General features: G+C 30.6%; 21 protein-coding genes and 1 tRNA gene. 13 read left to right on the top strand and 9 right to left on the bottom strand.

What is annotated here, in order from left to right; all coding sequences use genetic code 11:
• The first annotated feature begins 210 nt into the window (after positions 1-210).
• The 5 genes from F7B34_RS03830 to F7B34_RS03810 all read left to right on the top strand — a co-directional run bounded on the left by F7B34_RS03830 (position 211) and on the right by F7B34_RS03810 (position 5,378).
• The gene (locus F7B34_RS03830; RefSeq protein WP_292460495.1) at positions 211-1,221 is read left to right on the top strand and encodes a tRNA 2-thiocytidine biosynthesis TtcA family protein; all 1,011 of its coding nucleotides are present in this window, start codon (positions 211-213) and stop codon (positions 1,219-1,221) included.
• A 228-nt stretch (positions 1,222-1,449) separates the two neighbouring features.
• Positions 1,450-2,235, top strand: a complete 786-nt coding sequence (locus tag F7B34_RS03825; protein WP_292460493.1) for a sulfide-dependent adenosine diphosphate thiazole synthase — start codon at positions 1,450-1,452, stop codon at positions 2,233-2,235.
• Between the two features lie 81 nt (positions 2,236-2,316).
• Positions 2,317-2,805, top strand: a complete 489-nt coding sequence (gene rimI, locus F7B34_RS03820; RefSeq protein WP_292460492.1) for a ribosomal protein S18-alanine N-acetyltransferase — start codon at positions 2,317-2,319, stop codon at positions 2,803-2,805.
• 1 nt (position 2,806) lies between these two features.
• Positions 2,807-4,156 carry a methyl-coenzyme M reductase glutamine C-methyltransferase gene (locus tag F7B34_RS03815; protein WP_292460491.1) on the top strand — a complete coding sequence of 450 codons (1,350 nt, stop codon included), beginning with the start codon at positions 2,807-2,809 and terminating at the stop codon, positions 4,154-4,156.
• Between the two features lie 202 nt (positions 4,157-4,358).
• On the top strand, positions 4,359-5,378 hold the full coding sequence (locus F7B34_RS03810; RefSeq protein WP_292460490.1) for an NOG1 family protein: 1,020 nt from the start codon (positions 4,359-4,361) through the stop codon (positions 5,376-5,378).
• A 36-nt stretch (positions 5,379-5,414) separates the two neighbouring features.
• On the opposite strand, the gene F7B34_RS03805 is transcribed toward F7B34_RS03810, so the two are convergent.
• The 6 genes from F7B34_RS03805 to F7B34_RS03780 form a co-directional block, all read right to left on the bottom strand.
• A complete protein-coding gene (locus F7B34_RS03805) occupies positions 5,415-7,790 on the bottom strand; it encodes a plasma-membrane proton-efflux P-type ATPase (protein ID WP_367116341.1) in 2,376 nt (791 codons plus the stop codon).
• 211 nt (positions 7,791-8,001) lie between these two features.
• Complete coding sequence (locus F7B34_RS03800) at positions 8,002-8,484, bottom strand: 30S ribosomal protein S19 (protein ID WP_292460488.1); 483 nt, start codon at positions 8,482-8,484, stop codon at positions 8,002-8,004.
• Between the two features lie 56 nt (positions 8,485-8,540).
• Positions 8,541-9,263, bottom strand: coding sequence for a 50S ribosomal protein L2 (locus tag F7B34_RS03795; protein ID WP_292460486.1), 723 nt, complete (start codon positions 9,261-9,263; stop codon positions 8,541-8,543).
• A 120-nt stretch (positions 9,264-9,383) separates the two neighbouring features.
• Positions 9,384-9,644, bottom strand: a complete 261-nt coding sequence (locus F7B34_RS03790) for a 50S ribosomal protein L23 (RefSeq protein ID WP_292460484.1) — start codon at positions 9,642-9,644, stop codon at positions 9,384-9,386.
• Positions 9,645-9,700: 56 nt separating this feature from the next.
• Positions 9,701-10,459 (bottom strand): 50S ribosomal protein L4, encoded by a 759-nt coding sequence (rpl4p, locus tag F7B34_RS03785; RefSeq protein ID WP_292460483.1) that lies wholly within the window; start codon positions 10,457-10,459, stop codon positions 9,701-9,703.
• 39 nt (positions 10,460-10,498) lie between these two features.
• A complete protein-coding gene (locus F7B34_RS03780; protein ID WP_292460481.1) occupies positions 10,499-11,500 on the bottom strand; it encodes a 50S ribosomal protein L3 in 1,002 nt (333 codons plus the stop codon).
• 267 nt (positions 11,501-11,767) lie between these two features.
• Between F7B34_RS03780 and F7B34_RS03775 the strand changes: the two genes are divergently transcribed.
• Complete coding sequence (locus tag F7B34_RS03775; RefSeq protein ID WP_292460480.1) at positions 11,768-12,367, top strand: haloacid dehalogenase; 600 nt, start codon at positions 11,768-11,770, stop codon at positions 12,365-12,367.
• A 70-nt stretch (positions 12,368-12,437) separates the two neighbouring features.
• Here F7B34_RS03775 and F7B34_RS03770 read toward each other — a convergent pair.
• Positions 12,438-12,512, bottom strand: a tRNA-Ile gene (locus tag F7B34_RS03770).
• A gap of 187 nt (positions 12,513-12,699) precedes the next feature.
• Here F7B34_RS03770 and F7B34_RS03765 point away from each other — a divergent pair.
• From F7B34_RS03765 to cbiB, 7 genes are all read left to right on the top strand, one after another.
• On the top strand, positions 12,700-13,314 hold the full coding sequence (locus F7B34_RS03765) for an OB-fold nucleic acid binding domain-containing protein (RefSeq protein ID WP_292460478.1): 615 nt from the start codon (positions 12,700-12,702) through the stop codon (positions 13,312-13,314).
• Positions 13,298-14,509 (top strand): tripartite tricarboxylate transporter permease, encoded by a 1,212-nt coding sequence (locus tag F7B34_RS03760; RefSeq protein WP_292460476.1) that lies wholly within the window; start codon positions 13,298-13,300, stop codon positions 14,507-14,509. The genes F7B34_RS03765 and F7B34_RS03760 overlap by 17 nt, the downstream gene beginning before the upstream one ends.
• A 63-nt stretch (positions 14,510-14,572) precedes the next feature.
• Positions 14,573-15,790, top strand: coding sequence for a bifunctional ornithine acetyltransferase/N-acetylglutamate synthase (argJ, locus tag F7B34_RS03755; protein ID WP_292460475.1), 1,218 nt, complete (start codon positions 14,573-14,575; stop codon positions 15,788-15,790).
• A gap of 163 nt (positions 15,791-15,953) precedes the next feature.
• On the top strand, positions 15,954-16,745 hold the full coding sequence (locus F7B34_RS03750; protein ID WP_292460473.1) for a translation initiation factor IF-2 subunit alpha: 792 nt from the start codon (positions 15,954-15,956) through the stop codon (positions 16,743-16,745).
• Positions 16,746-16,762: 17 nt separating this feature from the next.
• Complete coding sequence (locus tag F7B34_RS03745; RefSeq protein ID WP_292460471.1) at positions 16,763-16,930, top strand: RNA-protein complex protein Nop10; 168 nt, start codon at positions 16,763-16,765, stop codon at positions 16,928-16,930.
• A gap of 91 nt (positions 16,931-17,021) precedes the next feature.
• Complete coding sequence (locus F7B34_RS03740; protein ID WP_292460469.1) at positions 17,022-18,467, top strand: DUF530 family protein; 1,446 nt, start codon at positions 17,022-17,024, stop codon at positions 18,465-18,467.
• 39 nt (positions 18,468-18,506) lie between these two features.
• A complete protein-coding gene (gene cbiB, locus F7B34_RS03735) occupies positions 18,507-19,457 on the top strand; it encodes an adenosylcobinamide-phosphate synthase CbiB (RefSeq protein WP_292460468.1) in 951 nt (316 codons plus the stop codon).
• A 60-nt stretch (positions 19,458-19,517) separates the two neighbouring features.
• On the opposite strand, the gene F7B34_RS03730 is transcribed toward cbiB, so the two are convergent.
• Together F7B34_RS03730 and hemB are read right to left on the bottom strand one after the other, a co-directional pair.
• The gene (locus F7B34_RS03730) at positions 19,518-19,913 is read right to left on the bottom strand and encodes a translation initiation factor IF-5A (RefSeq protein WP_292460467.1); all 396 of its coding nucleotides are present in this window, start codon (positions 19,911-19,913) and stop codon (positions 19,518-19,520) included.
• A 119-nt stretch (positions 19,914-20,032) separates the two neighbouring features.
• A complete protein-coding gene (gene hemB, locus F7B34_RS03725) occupies positions 20,033-21,019 on the bottom strand; it encodes a porphobilinogen synthase (protein ID WP_292460466.1) in 987 nt (328 codons plus the stop codon).
• Positions 21,020-21,261 lie beyond the last annotated feature (242 nt).

The raw sequence follows: 21,261 nt of genomic DNA, 5'->3' as shown, positions 1-21,261 counted from the left end.
AAAATGAAGTAAATCCTAAATAATAACCTATAATAATTTTTATTTTTTCTTATGTAATTATATATCTATCATATTTATATTTTTTCAAAATAGCTATGGATAAAGAAAGAAGTTATAGATATAAAGTGAATATAAGTTAGATTAAGTGTATAATAGTTTTTTATATATTATTATTCGAACATATAATTTACTTTACTAAAATGTGGGACTATGATTGATATAAAAGAGTTAAAAAAATACTGTAATCCATCTTATTTAACCATTAGAAATGACAAACTAATAATAAACAATAAACGATTAGCAAGATTATCCAAAGATAAGATAAAAAAAATAGAAAAGGAATTTGGAATCCCCGTGGTTTATTCAAGAAGCTATGAAGATATATCTCAAAAGATGGGAAGATATATCTCAAAACATAAGATAATAAGTCCCAGAGACAAAATAATTGTGGGATTAAGTGGTGGAAAAGACAGTTTAGCATTACTGCATCTTTTAGAACCATACAGGAGAAGATACGGAATAGAAATTTACGCCATTACAATTGATTTAAACATAAGTAATATTCGACCTTGGAGCTCAGACAACAAAAACATGGATGTTATAAAAAAACACTGTGAAAATCTAAATATCCCTAACAAAATTATAAGTTTTGATAAAGATGTTGTCCAGATGTCCAAGATTTTATCGGAAAACACAAAAGGTATTGAATATTCCCCATGCTTTTCCTGTTCTATTGTAAGAAGATATATTCTAACAAATTTTGCCATGGAGTTGCTGGAAAATGAAAATGCAAATAATAAAAATATAAATAATAATGACATAAGCAAAATAAAAATATGTCTCGGTCATACATTGGAAGATAATTCCGACACAATATTGGCAAATATCCTTAAAGGAGATGTAATAAAAACATTGGAACCTTTAAAGAAGTTTGATGAAACGGTGTTTGATTTCAAAGAGTTTAAACTTAAATTACAGAAAAGCACAATTATTAGACCGTTGTTGAGTGTATCTGAAAAAGATATTGTAAAGGCACTTAATGAATGTAATGTGGGTTATTATAAAGATAAAGATGAATGCCCATACAGCAGAAATAAGGGAGACAGTATAAGAAAAAAAAGCCATGAAGTTCTTAATTATCTTGAAAAAGATGTTGAAAATATAAGAGAAATGGTTGTTTCATCCATTTCAAAATCCATAGAATTTTATGGGAGAAAATAAATTATACCAAAAATATTATATATATTAAAAAATTAATTTAAATGAAAATTAATTAAATAATAAGTGGAAACATCGGTTTTCATTACCTTGTTCCGTAGTTTTGACAGTAAGATTTAAATAAATATATATCACTTTTATAAAAAAATTAGAATATTATATCAAAATAATAAATAAAAAAATAATAAACAATAACAAAAATAATTATAAGAGTAAATAATAGGTGATAACATGGATATTAAATTAAAAGTTGAGGAAAAAGATGTATCAAAAGCTATTTTAAACTCCGCATTCAAAATGTGGATGGATATACTTGAAGTCGATGTTGTTATCGTTGGAGCAGGACCTAGTGGACTAACAGCTGCAAAATACTTGGCAAAGGAAGGTGTAAAAGTTTTAGTGTTAGAAAGACACCTATCATTTGGAGGAGGAACATGGGGCGGAGGTATGGGATTCCCATACATTACAGTTCAAAAACCTGCTGATGAGATACTAAGAGAAGCAGGTATTAAATTAGAAGAAGCAGATGGTGGATTGTATGTTGCAGATTCCGTTGAAGTTCCAGCAAAATTAGGAGTTGGAGCAATAGATGCGGGAGCAAAAATTTTAACGGGTATAATAGTAGAAGATTTAATATTAAAAGAAAATAAGGTTTCAGGGGTTGTAATTAACTCCTATGCCATCGAAAAAGCAGGTTTCCATATTGACCCATTAACAATAAATGCAAAGTATGTAGTTGATGCAACAGGTCATGAAGCATCCGTTACAAATACCCTTGCTAGAAAAAATAAGGAATTGAATATTGAAGTTCCAGGAGAAAAGTCATTATGGGCAGAAAAGGGAGAAAATTCACTTTTAAGGAACACAAGAGAGATATTCCCAGGATTATTCGTTTGTGGAATGGCTTCAAATGCTGCTCATGGTTCATATAGGATGGGAGCAGTATTTGGAGGGATGTATCTTTCAGGTAAAAAAGTTGCTGAATTGATACTGGAAAAATTAAAAAATGAAAAATGAATAAATAATGAAATTTATTTTGCTTTTATTTTATATTTTTTATATTTTTATTGTAATTTACAACTAAATTATGTGAAAATAATGGTTAAAATTAGAAAATTAAGGGAAAAGGATATAGATAGAATAATTGAAATAGAAAAGGAATCTTTTGAATATAACTACCCGCCCCTATTGATAAGACAATTATATATATCTTTTCCAGACGGATTTTTGGTGGCAGAGGATACTCATAACGGAAATATAATTGGATATGTTATAGCAGTAATGGAGTGGGGAAATGGACATATTGTTTCTATTGCAGTAGATAAAAGCCATAGAGACAAAGGTATAGGAACTCTTTTATTAAACGCCGTAGAGGAATATTTATTTACAAAATGCAATGCAAAATATATTGTCCTTGAAGTAAGGTTCAACAACATAAATGCAAGAAAATTTTATTACAGAAGAGGATACAACGATAAAAGATTGCTACCAAAATATTATGATGATGGTTCAGATGCCATATTGATGGTGAAAAAAAATCCATATCTTGAATTCAACAATCACCCCATTACTGTTGCCATGTGGTAAAATGAAAAAAATAACTATTTATTCACCTAATTATTACACCTATGGTGCAATGCTTATTGGTGGAGTGTTAAAAGAGAAATTTAAAAATAAATATGATATTAAATTAGTTAAAACTCTTAATAAAACTAGTATAAACCTATTTTTAAAATCCGATTTTGTTCTTTTAAGTTTATACTCGACCTTACATATTATAGACGAAAACTTAAAAAAAGTTATAGAGCTCCTACAAAACAGTAAAAATAACAATAGAAAAAAAACAAAAATATTCGTTGGCGGTCCAGTATCTGCCTATCCTGAGATTGTATTAAATGAATTAAATGTTGATGGAGTTATATTAGGAGAGGGAGAGATAATTACCCCGAATATAATAGAAGGAGATAAAGAAGGGCTTGCATACTTAGAAAATGGAGATATAGTAATAAATAAACCAAAATCAAAACCAAAACTTGATTTTTCAAAACCACTAATACCAAAGGATATAGGAGCTCAGAGCATAAGGGGTGCAAATGTATATATTGAAACCCATAGGGGATGCATAGGAAACTGCACATTTTGCCAAGTTCCAAAGTTTTTTGGAAAGGACATAAGGAGCAAGCCTTTGGAATTGGTTTTAGAGGAAGTGAGAGAATTTAAAAAGAAAGGCGTTAAAAGAATAGCCATAAGTGGCGGAACAGGAAGTTTATACAACTTTAAAAAAGAAGTAAATAAATCCATGTTCATTGAACTTTTGAAGAATGTTTCAAAGATAATTGGAAATAAAAACCTATCCGTACCAGATATGAGGGTGGATTATGTTGATGAAGACACTTTAAATGCCGTTAAAAAATACACAATTGGGTGGGTATTTTATGGCATAGAAAGCGGAAGTGACAAAATATTAAAATCCATGAAAAAGGGAACAAATCGAGAAAAAAATCTTAATGCCATAAATTTGGCAAAAGAGTGTGGCGTGAAGGTTGGAGGAAGTTTTATCGTTGGATATCCTGAGGAAAAGGAAGTGGATTATTTACTCACGAAGGATTTTATTGTTGATGCCGAGCTCGACGATGTTTTTGTATCCATTGCAGAGCCAATACCAAAAACTGAACTGTGCGATTTAATTTTAAATACCCCCATTGACAAAAATCCAACATTTAAAACCCATTTAGGAATATATAAAAGATTGAATTTAACGGAAAGTGAAGCACGATGTTTTGATTTAATGCTTCACGCTGAAAATTGGAAATCAAATCCAAATATTTTGACAAAACAGTTGTATTCAATATATTTAAATGAGGCAAAAACACAGGGCAAAGATATAAGGAATATAACAAATTTAATATTTAAATATAAAAAGTTTTTAATAGGATAAGGCATGTTATTTATTTTCTTATATCCATACTTTTTTATTTAATTATTTATTTTAAAAACAATATTAATTATAGAGTAATAGGAATTATTTTGGTGATTGAATAAAACTCTTCGAGTTTTATAGCTCACCTTCATTTCATTCAGGTGATTGAATAAAACTCTTCGAGTTTTATAGCTCACCTTCACTATGTTCAGGTGATATTATGAAAAAAAGAATAGAAGCAAACCCATTTAGAAAGATACCTACAATATTATATCCAGATGAGCTCATGGATAAGGCACACAACAGGGCTGAAAAAGTTGCAGGTGAGCTCCGAAAAACCACCCGTGGAGAGAGTTTGTATAAATCAAGAATAATTGAAGAACACAAGGTAAGAACAACCACCTCAGTTATAGGGGATTATTTAGCAAACATCATAGCAAAAACTCCATCAGTAGATAATTTAAATCCATTTTATAGAGAGATACTTGAAATTTTGATAGACACCGATGAATTTAAAAAATCTCTCGGAGCTCTACAATGGGCTTCTGAATTTATCAAGAAACTTGGAAATACATATGCAAGGAAGATAAGGAGGGCAAGAACTGCTCAGCAAACTTCAATCATAAGAAAGGAATTTTTAGGAAGGACTTCGTCAGTTTTAAAGCAAATATACCCTAATTTAGCATGTATTGCTGTTGCAAGGGAAAAATTAAAGAACATTCCAACTGTAAAAGATATTCCAACCGTTGTAATAGCAGGATATCCAAATGTTGGTAAATCCACCTTATTGAAAAAATTAACAAATGCAGAGCCGGAGGTAAATGCCTATCCATTTACAACAAAAGGATTAAATGTTGGATATTCTGACTATGGAATTCAGTTCGTAGATACACCAGGTGTTTTGGATAGACCCATTTATGAAAGAAATGATATAGAGCTCCACGCAGTTGTGGCTTTGAACTATCTTGCTGATTCAATAGTATATATAATAGACCCAACAGAATATTGCGGTTATACTGTTGAAGAACAGCTGAATCTATTGAATGAAATTGAAAAAACCTTTAAAGTGCCAATAATTGTGGCAATAAATAAAATTGATGTTGAAGGTTACGAGAAAAACCTTGAAAAAATAGAGGATTTTTTAAAGGATAAAAACATGGATGTTTTAAAAATATCTACTGAAAAAGGCATTAATTTAAATGAGTTAAAAAAGAAGATTATGAAAATGATGGCTGAATAATGAAAATAAAAATAAATATAAAATTATATATTTAAATTACATATTCAGCTTTTTTACCATTATTTTTTTAACAATATCGTTTATAAACATCCAAACTGTCGCATATATCCAAATAAATATTGCCCACTTCCACCCTATTGGAGTTATAAATATGCCATACACTGCAATGAGCGTCCCAATAATATTTGTAAGCATTATTCCCCAAAACAGTATTGGACTAGGGTAGGGTTTTGACCATAGCCAATCCTTTGTTCTTGTAACAAATATAGTAGAATGGCCTTCAATTATAAGTTTTAAGAATATGAATGTCTGAATAAACCCATATTGACCAGGATATAGCATCTCTACAATGTAATATATTAAGAATGAGCTCGCCAATCCGGCCAATCCAAGAACTGTGGATATGGGCAGTATTTTTTTCATCTCCCATACAACAGGTTTTTTTTGCTCAATTACATTATCATAGGCGATTGCAAGTATTGGCACATCATTTAAAAGTGCTAAAAGAACTACCATCAATGCAGTAATGGGATAGAAATTAAACACAAGTATTGATAAAGTCATAAAAAACAAAATTCTTATGGTTTCAGCTATTCTGTATGTTATATAAGATTCCATCCTTTGAAATATTCTTCTTGCCTCAGTAATAGCGTCTGCGATTACCGATATACCAGGAGATAGAAGCACTATATCTGCGGCAGCTCTTGCAGCATCCGTTGCTCCAGCCACAGCTATACCACAGTCTGCTTTTTTAAGTGCTGGTGCATCATTTACCCCATCTCCCGTCATACCAACAAAATGTCCCTTTTTTTGAAGAATATCTACTATTTTATATTTATGCTCTGGATATACCTCAGAAAAGCCATCTGCCTCCTCCACCAATTTTTCCATTTCTGATTCTTTTTTCATCTTTAGAAGTTCAGTCATGGAAACTATATTATTCCCTATACCAAGCATTCTTGCTATATTCTTTGCTATGGCTATATGGTCTCCTGTAACCATTTTAACAAATACACCTAATTTTTTTATACATGAAATTGCCTCTGGTGCATCCTCTCTTGGTGGGTCATACAATGGTATAATGCCTACAAATTCCCATCCATTGCCTCTATTAACAGCTACACCCAACGCCCTATATCCTTGTTCTGCCAATCTATCTATAACTTTTGACACTTCAATTTTTGTGCTATCATCTAAATTGCATAAATCAGCTATCACTTGTGGAGCTCCCTTGGCAGTTTTAAATGATTCTTTACCCGATGATACAGTAGCCTCAGTTCTTTTTATAACTGGGTCAAAAGGAACAAAATTTAATAATTTGTATTTTTTTAGTTTATCAAAAATACCAAGTTTTTTAGCCTCATTTAATATCGCAATATCTATGGCATCGGCATCGGAATCTTCATATCTTGAAGCCAATACTGCATAGGTTATTACATCCTCTTTTTTAAAACTATTAAATGGAACAACCTCCCCACAAACCAGTTGATTTTTTGTAAGGGTTCCTGTTTTATCGGAACATAATATATCCACACCTGCGAGCTCCTCTATGGATACCAATTTTGTTACAACTGCCTGTTTTTTTGCAAGATTTAGAGCTCCAATTGCCATAGTAATAGAAAGCACTGCGGGCATAGCTGCGGGTATGGAAGCCACTGCAAGCACCAATGCAAACCTTAATGTTTCAATTAAACTCTCATGCCTATATATTGAAACTGCAAATATGATGGCAATTAGAATTATTGCAAGTATTATTAAATAATTTCCCACAGTAATTATCATCTTTTGGAATGAACTAATGGTTTTTGCAGTTTCTACCAATTTTACTGTTTTTCCAAAATAGGTATTTATTCCAGTAGCTTTTACAACTCCAATAACCTCCCCTCTTTTTATTATTGAACCCGAATACAATTCATCCCCAATATGTTTAGACACAGGTAATGATTCCCCAGTAAGTGCAGATTCATCCACAGAAACATAATCTCCATCCACTATAATCATATCTGCTGGTACAATATCCCCTATCTTTACTCTTACAATATCTCCTGGCACAAGGTATTTTGCAGGTATGGTTTTCCAATTACCATCCCTTAAAATCTTTGCTTTCAATGCCATTTTTTGTTTTAAAGCCTCTACTACATTTTCTGCTTTATGTTCCTCCCAAAAACCAACAACACCATTAACGATAAGAAGTACCATAATCATACCAAAATCTGCCCAGTCCTTAACTAATGCAGATAAAATAGCCGCTATTTCAATCATCCAAGATATTGGACCCCAAAAATAAGATAAAAATTTTATAATTGGATTTACTTTTTTTTCACCAATCTCATTATATCCATATTTTTCAAGCCGTTTTTTAGCTTCTTCTGATGATAAGCCGTTTTTAAAAGATGTATTATATGTAGTCATGATAGAATTTAATTTATTTGAATCCCCAGTATGTTCTTTTTTATTATCAATATTATTCTCCACAATTTCACCTCATATTATAACTTTATAAATTTATTATATAATATTTAAATTTTATAAACTTATATAGTTATCACTGTTATTAGGGACAATATATTATAATATTTAAATCTATAAATATAAATTAAAAAAAAGAAAAAAATAAAAAAACTTATTTAATAGGGACGAACATGGAACCTCTTGTAGCTCCCATACCTGGGGAACCGTGCTGAACAATTTTTCTTGTTGGTGCGAATTCTCCGAGGTATCTTCCAATAGCTTCTTCAACTATTTTTACTTCTTGGAACTCTTTACCGTTGTAGATTCCAAAGGTCAATCCAACCATATCGGGAGTAATCACAAAGTCCCTACAATGTGTCCTAATTACTCTTGGTTCTTTTCCTCTGTTTAATAATCTTCTTGCCTTTTTAATTTTTATTACCAATTTTCTCTGTTTAGGTGCAATCCCTCTCATCATACTTCTTCTCTGTCTTGCAGGAATTAATTCCATGAACTTCTTCATGGGCATTTCTTGGAGCTCCTCTAATGTATATCCTTTGTATTTAAACTCCAATCTTCTTCTTGGTGCCACTTTTTTTGTTTTAGATTTCCTTCTAGACTTTCCTTTACCGCTAAATTTTTTTTGTCTAGCCATCTTTTCACCCATCTTACATTCTTCATCATAAAATTATATTTCAAACCATGTTTTATTTATCTTTTTCCTGTTCTTCTTGCAGCTATATGTCCTACTTTTCTACCAGGAGATGTTTTTCTTGAAATTGTTGTAGGTTTTCCTGTGTGCTGGTGCCTTCCACCACCGAATGGGTGATCCACAACGTTCATTGCCACACCCCTAACTTTTGGCCAGATACTTGCCTTAGCCTTCATAGCATGGTATTTCTTACCTGCTTTTGTGATAGGCTTTTCTTTTCTACCTCCACCTGCAACTACACCAATTGTTGCCCTACACATTGGATTCAATGTTTTTATAAATCCTGATGGTAATTTTACGATTGTTTTACCAACATCATGTGCAATAATGTGTGCGTAGCATCCACCAGACCTTACAAGTTTTCCCCCGTCTCCAGGGATTGTTTCAATGTTATAAACTGGTATACCTTCTGGTATTTCGCCCAATGGCAAAACATTTCCAGGTTTTATTTCCGCACTTATACCACATTCAATTTCTTCATTGATTCTCATTCCCTCTGGAACCAATATTAATCTTTCTTCTCCATTTTCAAATCTTACCTTAGCTACTGGGGCACTTCTTCCAGGGTCGTGAAGTATATCTACAATTGTTCCAAGGACTTTGTCCTTTTTCTCCATCTCATCAAATTTTCTATATTTTACTTCTCCTTTTCTCTTATGGGTTGGTGAGGTATATCTTGGAGTTCCCCTACCTCTATTTTGGGACATTAGTCTTTTACCCATTATATCACCTATGAGCTCCTGTTTTAAGTAAATTATTCCTCAATAATTAATTAAGTTATTTCCCCTAATATCATTTAAATCATGAATAAACTGTTATTTTCGATGCAATATCCTGTGGATTTAGTAAATACCTAAATTAGCTGCAATTTCTCCTGCATCGTATTCATCTTTTAATTTTACATATACTTTTTTCTGACCTTTTGGGGTAATCAATGTGTTTAAATCCTTTACTTCTGCATTAAACAATTCCTTAATAGCGTTTTTAACATCAGCTTTTGTAGCTTTTTTATCAATGTAAAATACCAATTTGTTTTCTTCTTCAATGAGTTTCATTGTTTTTTCACTAATTATTGGCATTTTGACAACATCAAAGGCATCCATGCCATCACCTCAATATAAGAATAAATATCTAAGAATTAATAAAGTAAATTAAAATATTAGAATCTTTCATTTAATTTTTCCACAGCTTTTTCGGTCCATAATGTTAATCTTCCAGCGTCTGCACCAGGTGCTATGTGCATTACCCCTAAGTCATCAGCTGTAATTACATCTACACCAGGAAGATTTTTTGAAGCTTTAACAGCATCGCATAAGCTGCTTACCACAACTAAAACACTTTTTGGTTTTCTGTATTTTCTTCCCCTTAATTTACCAATTCCAGCCCTAATTTTAATTCCATCCTTAGCTCTTTCAACGTCCTTGTCTAAACCTAAGTTTTTGAATGTTTCCAAAACTTCTTTTGTCTTTTTAAGGTTTTCAAATTCGTTATCTACGATTAATGGAACTGATGGAACTTCATCAATGATGTGTCCCCTACTTTTTACAATTTCAGGGTTTGCTGATGCAGCAATTGCACTCATTAATGCTTTCAATCTTTCTTTTCTGTTTATTCTTTCGTGGAGTATTTTTTCCACTTTTGGGGGGTGGCCTCTTCTCCCGCCTACTGCCTGAGGAACAAATGCCGCCTGTCCTTGTCCTGTTCTTCTAACTCTTGCTCTACCGTGTCCTTTACCTATTGATTTTGCAGAGGTTCTTTTTCCTGCCATTAAATCTACGCCTTTTGGCTGTAATCTTGCAGTTAATGAGGATAAGAACGCTCTTTTAATCAAATCTGGTCTGTATTCTGTTTCAAATACCGCGGGTAATTCGGTTTCTCCCTTTTCAGAACCATCCATGTTATAAACTTTAACCTTCATTATAACACCCATCCGTGTTTTTATTTATTTTTTAATTATTTAATTCCCTTGCTTGGATTCTTTACTTATGTATGTTATTTCTGGCAATCCAAACTTGTCTTCTGGACATCTTATAGCTCCTCTTAATACAACCATCCTTTTTGCAGGTCCTTGAACTGAACCTTTAACTAAAACATAGTTGTTTTTAATTTCTCCATAGTGTAAAAATCCACCTTTTGGAACTATTTCTTCTCCATTGTTCCCTATTTTTAAGATTCTCTTGTTGTATTCTGTCCTTTGGTGGTATCCTACCTGACCAGCCATAGGAACTGTCCACATAACTCTCTTTGGTGTCCATGGACCGATAGAACCGGTGTGTCTTCCAACACCTTTGTTCTGGTGTTTTCCGAACTGTATTTTAATACCCCATCTTTTAACAGGTCCTTGGAATCCTTTACCTTTTGTGATTGCTATGGTGTCTATGAATTCACCGTCTGTAAATACATCATTTATTGATAATGTTTTACCAAGTATTTCCTTAGCGTATGCCAATCTTTCACTGATGTCTTTTCCACCGATTCTTATCTCGATTATTTCTGGTTTTTTCTTTGGCAAGTTTGTGTTTTTTGGATTTGTATGAACAATTGCTCTTACTTCTGCAATTTTGTCTGCTACTTCATCTAATTTCTCCACATTAGCTTTTGGCTCTTTTGGTGCGGTTATTTTTCTGTTTAACTCTTTGTCTAAGTTTTCAGCCCAAACTTCTGTTAATGTTTTTAAACCTTTTGTAGTTTTTTCATAAACTCTTATTCCAGCTACTGTAATATCGGGAGCTTCCAATACTGTAACTGGTGTGAATACATCCTGTTCTGTATTTGGGCTTTTAGGGTTATTTTCTTTAATCAAAGCATGTGTTGTTCCTGCTTTATATACAGGGAATGCTTGAAGTCTAACTTTTTCATCCTTTGGCCATGACCTGATTTTTGGTACTGGTCTTTTTGCTCTTTTTCTTGGGCTAAATGCCAAAGAACCCCTACGAGGTCTATTTCTTTTCATACCCATTGTATAACCTCCTAATAGCTTTAATTTTTAATACAATTAGATGATTTTTGCAATTTATAATTAAAAAATTATTAACTGACATTTAATTATAATAATTTAAAAAAACTAAACCTGTCAGTAGCATAAATGCCTTTTCAGGTTTTTCGACATAATGCCTTATTAGTGTTAAGTATTGTTATATATATACTTAACCCTTAGGCACTATTAAATAATTAAAAAGATATACATTATTGAAATTGAATATTATATAAAGTTTTTGGTGATTGCATGGACAATGCAAAATTAATTAAATATTTCGAAGAAAAAGACAATCTAAGAGAAGCAATATTAAAATTTTCAAGAGAGGTAGTGAGAGATTGCAATGAATATATAAAGCATATTCAAAAATTAAATAAAAATATTTCATTTGATGAACTAACTGATAAACTTAGAGAACTAAACACAATGGTGGAAAACTATGATGATTTTAAAAAATACCTAAACACACCTCAGCAGGAATATGTGGAAGCTATTGTATTTTACAATATTGTATTTAATAACAAATTTTTAGAATATTCTGAATTTAAGGAAAATGATGTAAAACCAGAAAATTATATTCTCGGACTTTGCGATGTCATAGGCGAATTAAGAAGGATGGTTTTAGAGTCAATTAAAAACGACAATGTTGAAGATGCTGAAAAATATTATGGATTTATGGAAAAAATATATGAGTTTATAATGAAATTTGACTATTACCATGTAATAGACGGTCTAAGGAGAAAACAAGACATATCTAGAAGTTTATTGGAAAAAACCAATGGTGATTTAGTTAATTTCATTGAGAATTTAAAATTAAGAAATGAGATTAAAAAATTAAAAACTGAATAATTTTTTCTTTTAATAATATGGAACATAAAATATATGTAAATTTATAAATATATCATTCTAAAATAAAAAGTAGGGCAGCGGGGATTCGAACCCCGGACCACTCGGTTATCAGCCGAGCACTCTAACCAGGCTGAGCCACTGCCCTAATAGTTCAATTTTACATATCAAAACGCAAAATGAAGTAAGTTATTTTAGTATATAAACTTTTCTATAATCAAAAAATCTAAATTTAATTCACTAGTGGTAATAATATATCAATAAAATATAAAATAATATATAAAACAAAAAATAGGTGAAAAAATATAAATATCTTAATAAACTAAATATTAATTATGAAACTAACAGAAAAAAGAATCATGGCTATATGTTTTGGAGCAGTTTTGATGGGGGTTGTATTTTTACATTTTTATGAGCTCACACCAAGAACTATAAAAATAGCGGATATTAATGAAGGGGATTATGTCAAGATTACAGGAGTTATTCAAGGTATAAAATTAGTTAGGGATAAGTATCGACATATCAAAAAAATTAAATATATCAAAATAAGGGATGATTCTGGGGGAGATTTAAGGATATATGCATTTAAGAATGTAAATAAAGATTTAACCAATTATATTAAAAGTACAAATCCTACGATTAAAGAAGGGGATATAGTTGAAGTTATTGGAACTGTTAAAGTATACAATGGACTCTACGAGATAGTATTAGATAATATATCCAATTTTAAATTAATTGAAAAGAAAAATTTTAAAAGAGATATATATTTGTCTCCAACCCCAACTAATATTTATGCTTCAAAAAATGGAAAAACATATCATACATCTAAAAACTGTCCATATGGGAAGAAAATAAAAGAAGATAATAGAATTTACTTCTATTCTGAGGAGGATGCAAAAGAACTAGGTTATAAAAAATGTAAATGGTGTGAGGATGAATCAGGCAATTAACCCATTTAATTTAATTTTTTTGTTTTTAGGATGTATTTGTGGAACCTTTACAGGGTTACTTCCTGGCATTCATCCAAATACCCTCATACCAATTTCACTCTTAATACTTCCATATATTGGTTCTCAAAATTATGTGTGTTTTTTAATAGGTATAGTAATTACCCATTATTTTATAAATTACATACCTTCGTCATTTATCGGTGTTCCAGACGATGAAACTGCTGTCTCTGTCCTTCCATTACACAACCTAACCTTAAAAGGATACGGATATGAAGGAGTAATGTTGTGCGGATTTGGAGGGTTTTTTGGGATAATCATTTCTATTTTTTTATTTTTTATATTGTTATTCATAAATATAGATATATATGGAACATATCAATCATTTAAACCTTTTATTCCATATGTGTTGATTTTATTACTATTTATATCCGTTATTTTTTCAAAAAACAGGTTTTGGAGTATTGTTGTTATAATTTTATCTGGATTGTTCGGTATTGAAGTGCTATATAATCATTCGTCTGTTAGTAATATATTAACTGCAATATTTACAGGAATGTTTGGTATTCCCCTATTGCTGGAGAATTTAAAAAAGAATAAAATAAATCATCAAATCATTACATTTCCTAATTTAAATGTATCTATTTTAAAATATGTTTTTGTTGGAACCATTGGCGGATTTATAAGAATATTTTTACCAGCCATTGGCGGAGCTCAGATAAATTTCTTTTTAAGCAAACTCATAAGAGAGAACAACATAAAAAATTTCTTAGTGTCTCAGGGGGCAATTACACTTTCAAACGAGGTTTTTTCCATTCTTGCCCTTTTGTTAATTGGATACGGAAGAAGCGGAACAGCCGTAGCAATAAAAAATCTATCAATTAACTTACATTTTAATATTATTGTTTATATGTTAATAGGGGCTGGAGTAGGGTACGCCATTTTGTGCTCTGTCTCAAAATATTTTTTAAGATATATCTCTTATGTCAACTATGGAAAAATTTCATTTTATTTAGTCCTATTCTGTAGTGCCGTTGTTTTTATATTGGGGTATTTTTCAAATTATTTATTTTACTACCTTGTAGTATATGCAATATCAGCCTGTATTGGAATATTGTGTGTAAAATCTAAGGTAAATATGTCTTATATGATGAGTGTTCTTGTATTTCCAACAGTTTTATATTATATTATGCATTAATAAAAAATATTTAATAAATTCTAAATTTTTTACTTTTATTTTAAATAAATTGCTGGTGAAAATATGGACTTTAAAATAATAGATAATGGCGTAATTGCCCCAAAAGGATTTAAAGCAAATGGAGTTAAAGAAGGAAAATACGGTGTAGGAATAATATATTCAGAAAAAGACTGCGTAGCTGCTGCAACCTTTACAACAAATAAGGTTGTGGCACATCCTGTAAATCTATCAAAGGAAATTTTAAAAAATAACCGAGAAAAAATAAGAGCAATTATAGCAAATAGTGGTAATGCAAACTGCTTTACAAAAAATGGATACTACGATGCAAAGGAAATGATAAAAGAAACTGCAAAATTGTTGGATATTCCTGAAAATAGCATCCTAATAGCATCTACGGGAGTAATTGGGAGAAAGATGCCAATGGACATTATAAAAGACAGGATGCAAAAAGCACATACTAAGTTAAAAGAAAAAAGCGACAACAATAGCGTAGCAAGAGCAATAATGACAACGGATAGGTTTCCAAAAACCATTGCAGTGGAATTTGAAGTGAATGGAAAAACTGTAAAAATTGGAGGAATAGCAAAAGGAGCTGGTATGATAGCACCTAATATGTTACACGCAACAATGTTGTGCTTTATTACAACTGATATAAAAATAAACAATGACGGTTTAACAAAATCCATTCAAAATGCCGTGGATAAATCATTTAACAACGCTGTTGTGGATGGAGATACCAGCACAAATGATACAGTGTTTATTCTTGCAAATGGTGAAAGTGGAGTTAAATATAAAAAATGTGCCGAGCTCTTTGATAATGCATTAACATACATATGCACAGAACTGGCAAAGATGATTGTGATGGATGGAGAGGGAAGCACCAAGCTTATGGAAGTTTGTGTAAAGGGTTGTGCATCAGAGAAAGATGCAGTAAAAGCATCAAAATCTATTGTTAGGTCTTTGCTTGTAAAAACTGCACTTTATGGGGGAGACCCGAACTGGGGAAGAATCACTGCCGCAGTTGGATACAGCGGTGTAGAGATGGATATGGATAAAATGGATGTGTTAATTTCCGATTTTGAAAAAGAGGTTTATCTTGTTAGAGATGGTGTCCCAATTGCTGACGAGGGAACAAAAGAGCTAAAGCTTGCAGAGGAGATTATGAAAAATGATAAAATAAAAATAGTAGTTGATTTAAAAATTGGAAATTATGAAAACACATCTTATGGTTGTGATTTAGGGCATGATTATGTGAAATTGAATTCAGAATATACCACATAATTTAAGTTTTATAATATATAACTTTTTATAATAATTTTAAATATAACTATTTGTATAAGGATGCCTTCCTATTCAAAATATATTATTATATAAAAATATAAAATTTCAAAAAAATATTATTATTATATATATTTATAGTTATGTAAATATGTAAGGTGAAATTATGAAAAAAGATTATCCAGACGAAGGAGAAATTGTTATAGGAACAGTTATTGATGTCAAACCATTTGGTGCGTTTGTAGAGCTATTGGAATACCCCAAAAAAGAGGGAATGGTACATATATCAGAGGTATCTTCTGGATGGGTTAAGAATATAAGGGACTTTGTTAAAAAAGGTCAGCGAGTTGTAGCCAAGGTAATGAGAGTAAATAAAAGAAAAGGACAGATTGACCTTTCATTGAAAAGAGTTACAGACCAACAAAAAAAGGCAAAAGTTCAAGAATGGAAAAGACTTCAAAGGGCTGAAAAACTACTTGAATTTGCAGGGGCTAAACTTGGAAAATCCCTTGAAGAATCATGGGAAGAAGTAGGTCACACATTGGAAGAAGAATTTGGAGAACTTTACGAGGCATTAGAATATATTATCATTGAGGGGAAAGATATTTTAAAGAATCTTGGGATTTCAGAAGAATGGGCCAACGCATTATATGAAGTAGCAAAAGAAAATATTGAGTTAACAAATGTTGAGGTAGATGGTATTTTAACTTTGACGACAGCTGAATCAGATGGTATTAAAGTAATTAAAAATGCGCTTAAAAAGGCTTTAAACTCCAACCCCTATGAGGATGTTAATGTAGATATAAGATATATCGGAGCTCCAAAGTATAGAATAGAAATACTCTCCCCAGATTACAAAAGTGGTGAAGAGGTATTGAAAATTGTTGCAAATGCTGCCATAAATTACATTAAAAAATATAAAGGTGGAGAAGGTAGTTTTGTTAGAGAAAGTAATTAATAATAAAAGGCGATATTTTGCGTATGAAAAAATGTCCAAAATGTGGGAAATACACATTAAAAGATTTTTGTAGTGAATGTAACAAAAAAACCATAACAGTTAAGCCCCCTAGATTTTCAATAGAAGACAAATACGGAAAATATAGGAGAATATTAAAAAAATCTATTGAAGCCACTAATATTTAATTTACATATTATATTTTATTATATGCTATCTTATAAATCTATGTTAAAATATTTCTTTTTAATTTTATTAATTTTAAATGTATGTGAAAATATGGATAGTAGTGAATTAATAAGAAGATGCAATGAATTTTTAGATGAATTGTCAAAATTTAAAGAAGATATATCTTCAAAATTTTTAAAACATTCATACTTAGATAGCACCACATATAAAGAATTAATAATAAAATTAAACAAAAATTTAGAAATTTTAGAGGATTTAAAAGAAAAAATGGAGTTGCAAGGGTTTGATACTCCATTTATTGGCGTAGGAAAATTAAAAGGTAGTGATGAAAGCGATATTTATGAAATAAAAAACTATACCTCCTACCTTAGAAGAATAGTTGATGAAAAAAAAGGTGCATTGGAAAGGGTAAAATATGCCATAACATCTCATAAAATAGCGTTGGGACATTTACAAGAACCTATGGGAAATAAAAAAATAATCTGTTTTTTACCCTATGGAGGTTCCCAGAAGGAATTGCTGTTAAATATGCCGCCACTTTTTATTAACACATATAAAAAACTTTTAAATTTGTTTGAATCTGAAGGCAGAGGTGTTTTAAGCTCTATAACAATGACATTAATTGTAATGAAAAATGGAAAAAGGAAGTTTAAACGAGTAAAAATAGAAGATGAAGATTACGAAGGCTATATTAGAAAAAATTATGGCGATGCACTAATAACCTCTTTAAAAAAAAATTACTCAAAAAACAAACTACTGAATGACAGTTATGTAAAAAAAACCCTCGCACTATCTTATCTTATGGCCTATAAAAATGAAATAGAAGAAGAAATAGAAAAAAAATTGAAAAAACAACTGTCCCCATATCAGAGGGAATTAATCAATAAATATAAAAATATTATGGTAGATTTTGAAGTTAATGAGGTTGAATATGGAATAATCGATGTTAGAACATTGGATGAGTTAAAAATAAAAAAATTAAAGATAAAAGAAAAGATGGAAAAACTGGGACTCTATAAACATGGAAGACCAATAGAAGAACTTAACACAGGTCTTAATCTGGAAAAAACAATTTCAGAGGATATATGTTTTAAAATTCCGATAAAATATTTTTCGCAGGACTTATTTAAATATTACCTATACAATACCCCAGATGAAAGGGCTCGGTCAAATATGTTTCCATCTATATTGATTACACCATCAAGAACTAATTTGAAATGGATAAATATTGAGGGTATAAATGCATTGGATGTTCTTGATTTAAAATTTTTACTTGAACGGGAGCTCCCAAAATATGACATACCTTTAAAAAATATTGGAGGAGCAGCGTTATATTTAATTCATGATTGGAATGTTGTTCAACAGTTTAAATATAAAAAAGTAGATATTGAAGAGATTTTAAAAAGCATGGCACCCATAGATAGCTTAAAATCAATTTTAAAAAATAAAGGACTAAATATTGAAAAGCTGGAAAAATACAACAAAATCAAAAAAGAGAGAACAAAAAAATTTCTCGATGCCCTTGGAAAATTGTAATTTATAAATTTAAATTTTAAAACCCTAAATTGTGAGATTATGATTAATCCAACCATATTGATTATATCAATTATATTCGATAGGATATTTGGCGAACCCCCTGAAAAAATCCATCCTGTTGTGTGGATTGGTAATGCTATCTATTTTTTTGAAAAATTATTTAAATCATCCTATTCAAAAAATAAGATTAAAGATTTTGTTTTTGGAGTTTTAACTGTATTATCCGTTGTAATTATTGTTTTTACAACTACCTACATACTTGAAACCATTATAAATAAAATACCAAATAACTATATCATTGTAAAATATATAAAATATAGTATATATTCATTTATTCTTTCAACAACTATCGGGTATAAATCACTATTAATTTTTTCAAAAAAACCAATAGATTATTTAAAAAATAATGATTTGGAGAATGCAAGAGAATCTGTTCAATGTATTGTAAGCAGGGACGCTTCAAAATTAGATGGAGAACACATTTTATCTGCATCAATTGAGAGTGCATCGGAAAATATTACCGATAGTATTGTAGCCCCTTTATTTTATGCAGCTTTGTTTGGTCTTCCCGGTGCATTTATATATAGGACTGTAAATACCTTAGATGCTATGATAGGCTATAGAAATGAAAAATATGAATACTATGGAAAGTTTGCGGCATATTTGGATGATTTACTTAATTTTATTCCTTCCCGTATTGCTGGAATCTTGCTGATTATTTCTGCACCACTTTATGGAGGGGATGTAAAAAAAGCACTATATGGATTTTTAAAGGAGGGCCATAAAACACCATCTCTAAATTCTGGATATACTATGGCTACCCTTTCCAATGGATTAAATATGACTCTTGAAAAAATAGGGTATTATAAACTTGGATGCGGTAAAATAGATATTGATAAAGCATACAATTCTTTAAAAGCCATAGACATAGTTGTATTTATGTTTTTAGTTATTTATTCAGTTTATTACTTACTATTTATATATAAATAATAAAATAAGATAAAAAATATATTACAATAAAAAAGTAAATATATTAAAAAAACTAAAATATTATTTGCTTATAACTCTTGTAATCTTGTATCTCCCAACTGCTTCAAAGTATTCTACTTCAACACCACTGTCTAATCCTTCTACATCGTCGGGCATTGGGATTTCTAAGGTTTCGTAGGTTTCCAAGTCCATAATTTGAACTTGATCTCCCATAAGCGCTAAAACCTGTCCTTTTCTTTTGTCTATAATTGGAACATCAGCTCTTGAAGATGTAGGACCTACGATTTCTTTTTTAACTGGTTCAAAAATACCTATTGCGGTAATTCTTGCCTTAGCTCCACCGTGTTTTCCAGGTTTTGACTTTGTAATATTTACAATTTTACAGGGTACATCATCTATCATAATATATTGTCCTTCCTTCATTGAACCCAATTCTACTGGTTTTGTTCCTGGCATTATACCACCTATCTAATTATTTTTAAGCTATGTTTAATATTTAACGAAAATTTTCGCTAAGAAGGTTCTATAATTAATTATATTACATAGTATATAAATTTTTAGATACTGTTATTTATTTAAATATTAAATATGTTAAAGTTATCTGCAACTTCTTTAGCCCAATATGTAATTATAAAATCCGCTCCTGCCCTTTTTATACTCAATAATGTTTCCATAATTGCCTCTTCTCTATTTAACCACCCTCTTTGAGCAGCGGCTTCAATCATAGAATATTCTCCACTTACGCAGTATGCACCAATTGGAATATTAAAATTTTCCTTAGCCATTTTTAAAATATCCAAATAAGAAATTGCAGGTTTAATCAATATCATATCAGCCCCTTCTTTAATATCCAATTCAATTTCCCTCATGGCTTCCCTTGAATTTCTATAATCCATTTGATATGTTTTTCTATCCTTTATAGATGACTTTGGGGAACTTTCTGCGGCATCCCTGAATGGTCCATAAAATGATGAGGCGTATTTTGCAGCATAACTCATAATAACCACATCCTTATAACCATTGTCCTCTAATGTTTCCCTTATTTTTCCAACCCTTCCATCCATCATATCAGAGGGGGCAACAATATCGACTCCACTTTCAGCATAGGATAAAGCTATTTTTGAAAGTATTTCAAGAGTTTCATCATTTAAAACTTTGTTATTATTAATCAATCCACAATGTCCATGGGATGTATATTCACATAAACAGGTATCTGCTATAACAAGAAGTTCATCTCCAATCTCATCTTTTATCTTCCTTATAGATTTTTGAATTACTCCATTTTTATCATATGCTGATGAAGCAATTTCATCCTTATATTTTGGAATTCCAAAGAGTATTACCGCAGGAATACCTAAATCTGCTATATATTTACACTCTTCAACTACTCCATCTATGCTAAATCTGTATTGATTTGGCATTGAAGGAATCTCTTTTTTCCCTGTATTTAGGTTTTCATCTACAAATAGAGGCATTATTAAATCATTTTTTGTTAGAACAGTTTCTCCTATTAAATCTCTCATTTTCTGATTTATTCTCAACCTTCTTGGTCTTATTATCATAATATCACTCATTTAATTTAATTCCACATTTATATTTAAATATTTTTTAACGATATATTGTTAGGTTATTTTATAATTTATGTTAATTATTTATTATTAATTTTATAAATTAGTATTAAAAAAATAAAAGAAAAAAAGGTAAAAACATACTTAAAATCCTTTCAGGATTTTATATATTTTCAAAAGAGAAAAGGTGAAAATATAAAAGAAACCTACGGTTTCTAATATTTTCACAAAAAAGA

The sequence above is a fragment of the Methanothermococcus sp. genome (genome assembly GCF_015523155.1).
Taxonomy (GTDB): domain Archaea; phylum AGJL01; class Methanococci; order Methanococcales; family Methanococcaceae; genus Methanofervidicoccus.
Note: the sequence above shows the minus strand (reverse complement) of the source record. Positions and strands in the feature narration are given on the sequence as shown.

Excerpts from the sequence above, each read along its gene's own strand:
- F7B34_RS03830 (WP_292460495.1), top strand. The coding sequence starts at position 211 with ATGATTGATATAAAAGAGTTAAAAAAATACTGTAATCCATCTTATTTA.
- F7B34_RS03825 (WP_292460493.1), top strand. The coding sequence starts at position 1,450 with ATGGATATTAAATTAAAAGTTGAGGAAAAAGATGTATCAAAAGCTATT.
- rimI (WP_292460492.1), top strand. The coding sequence starts at position 2,317 with ATGGTTAAAATTAGAAAATTAAGGGAAAAGGATATAGATAGAATAATT.
- F7B34_RS03815 (WP_292460491.1), top strand. The coding sequence starts at position 2,807 with ATGAAAAAAATAACTATTTATTCACCTAATTATTACACCTATGGTGCA.
- F7B34_RS03810 (WP_292460490.1), top strand. The coding sequence starts at position 4,359 with ATGAAAAAAAGAATAGAAGCAAACCCATTTAGAAAGATACCTACAATA.
- F7B34_RS03805 (WP_367116341.1), bottom strand. The coding sequence starts at position 7,790 with ATGACTACATATAATACATCTTTTAAAAACGGCTTATCATCAGAAGAA.
- F7B34_RS03800 (WP_292460488.1), bottom strand. The coding sequence starts at position 8,484 with ATGGCTAGACAAAAAAAATTTAGCGGTAAAGGAAAGTCTAGAAGGAAA.
- F7B34_RS03795 (WP_292460486.1), bottom strand. The coding sequence starts at position 9,263 with ATGGGTAAAAGACTAATGTCCCAAAATAGAGGTAGGGGAACTCCAAGA.
- F7B34_RS03790 (WP_292460484.1), bottom strand. The coding sequence starts at position 9,644 with ATGGATGCCTTTGATGTTGTCAAAATGCCAATAATTAGTGAAAAAACA.
- rpl4p (WP_292460483.1), bottom strand. The coding sequence starts at position 10,459 with ATGAAGGTTAAAGTTTATAACATGGATGGTTCTGAAAAGGGAGAAACC.
- F7B34_RS03780 (WP_292460481.1), bottom strand. The coding sequence starts at position 11,500 with ATGGGTATGAAAAGAAATAGACCTCGTAGGGGTTCTTTGGCATTTAGC.
- F7B34_RS03775 (WP_292460480.1), top strand. The coding sequence starts at position 11,768 with ATGGACAATGCAAAATTAATTAAATATTTCGAAGAAAAAGACAATCTA.
- F7B34_RS03765 (WP_292460478.1), top strand. The coding sequence starts at position 12,700 with ATGAAACTAACAGAAAAAAGAATCATGGCTATATGTTTTGGAGCAGTT.
- F7B34_RS03760 (WP_292460476.1), top strand. The coding sequence starts at position 13,298 with ATGAATCAGGCAATTAACCCATTTAATTTAATTTTTTTGTTTTTAGGA.
- argJ (WP_292460475.1), top strand. The coding sequence starts at position 14,573 with ATGGACTTTAAAATAATAGATAATGGCGTAATTGCCCCAAAAGGATTT.
- F7B34_RS03750 (WP_292460473.1), top strand. The coding sequence starts at position 15,954 with ATGAAAAAAGATTATCCAGACGAAGGAGAAATTGTTATAGGAACAGTT.
- F7B34_RS03740 (WP_292460469.1), top strand. The coding sequence starts at position 17,022 with ATGGATAGTAGTGAATTAATAAGAAGATGCAATGAATTTTTAGATGAA.
- cbiB (WP_292460468.1), top strand. The coding sequence starts at position 18,507 with ATGATTAATCCAACCATATTGATTATATCAATTATATTCGATAGGATA.
- F7B34_RS03730 (WP_292460467.1), bottom strand. The coding sequence starts at position 19,913 with ATGCCAGGAACAAAACCAGTAGAATTGGGTTCAATGAAGGAAGGACAA.
- hemB (WP_292460466.1), bottom strand. The coding sequence starts at position 21,019 with ATGATAATAAGACCAAGAAGGTTGAGAATAAATCAGAAAATGAGAGAT.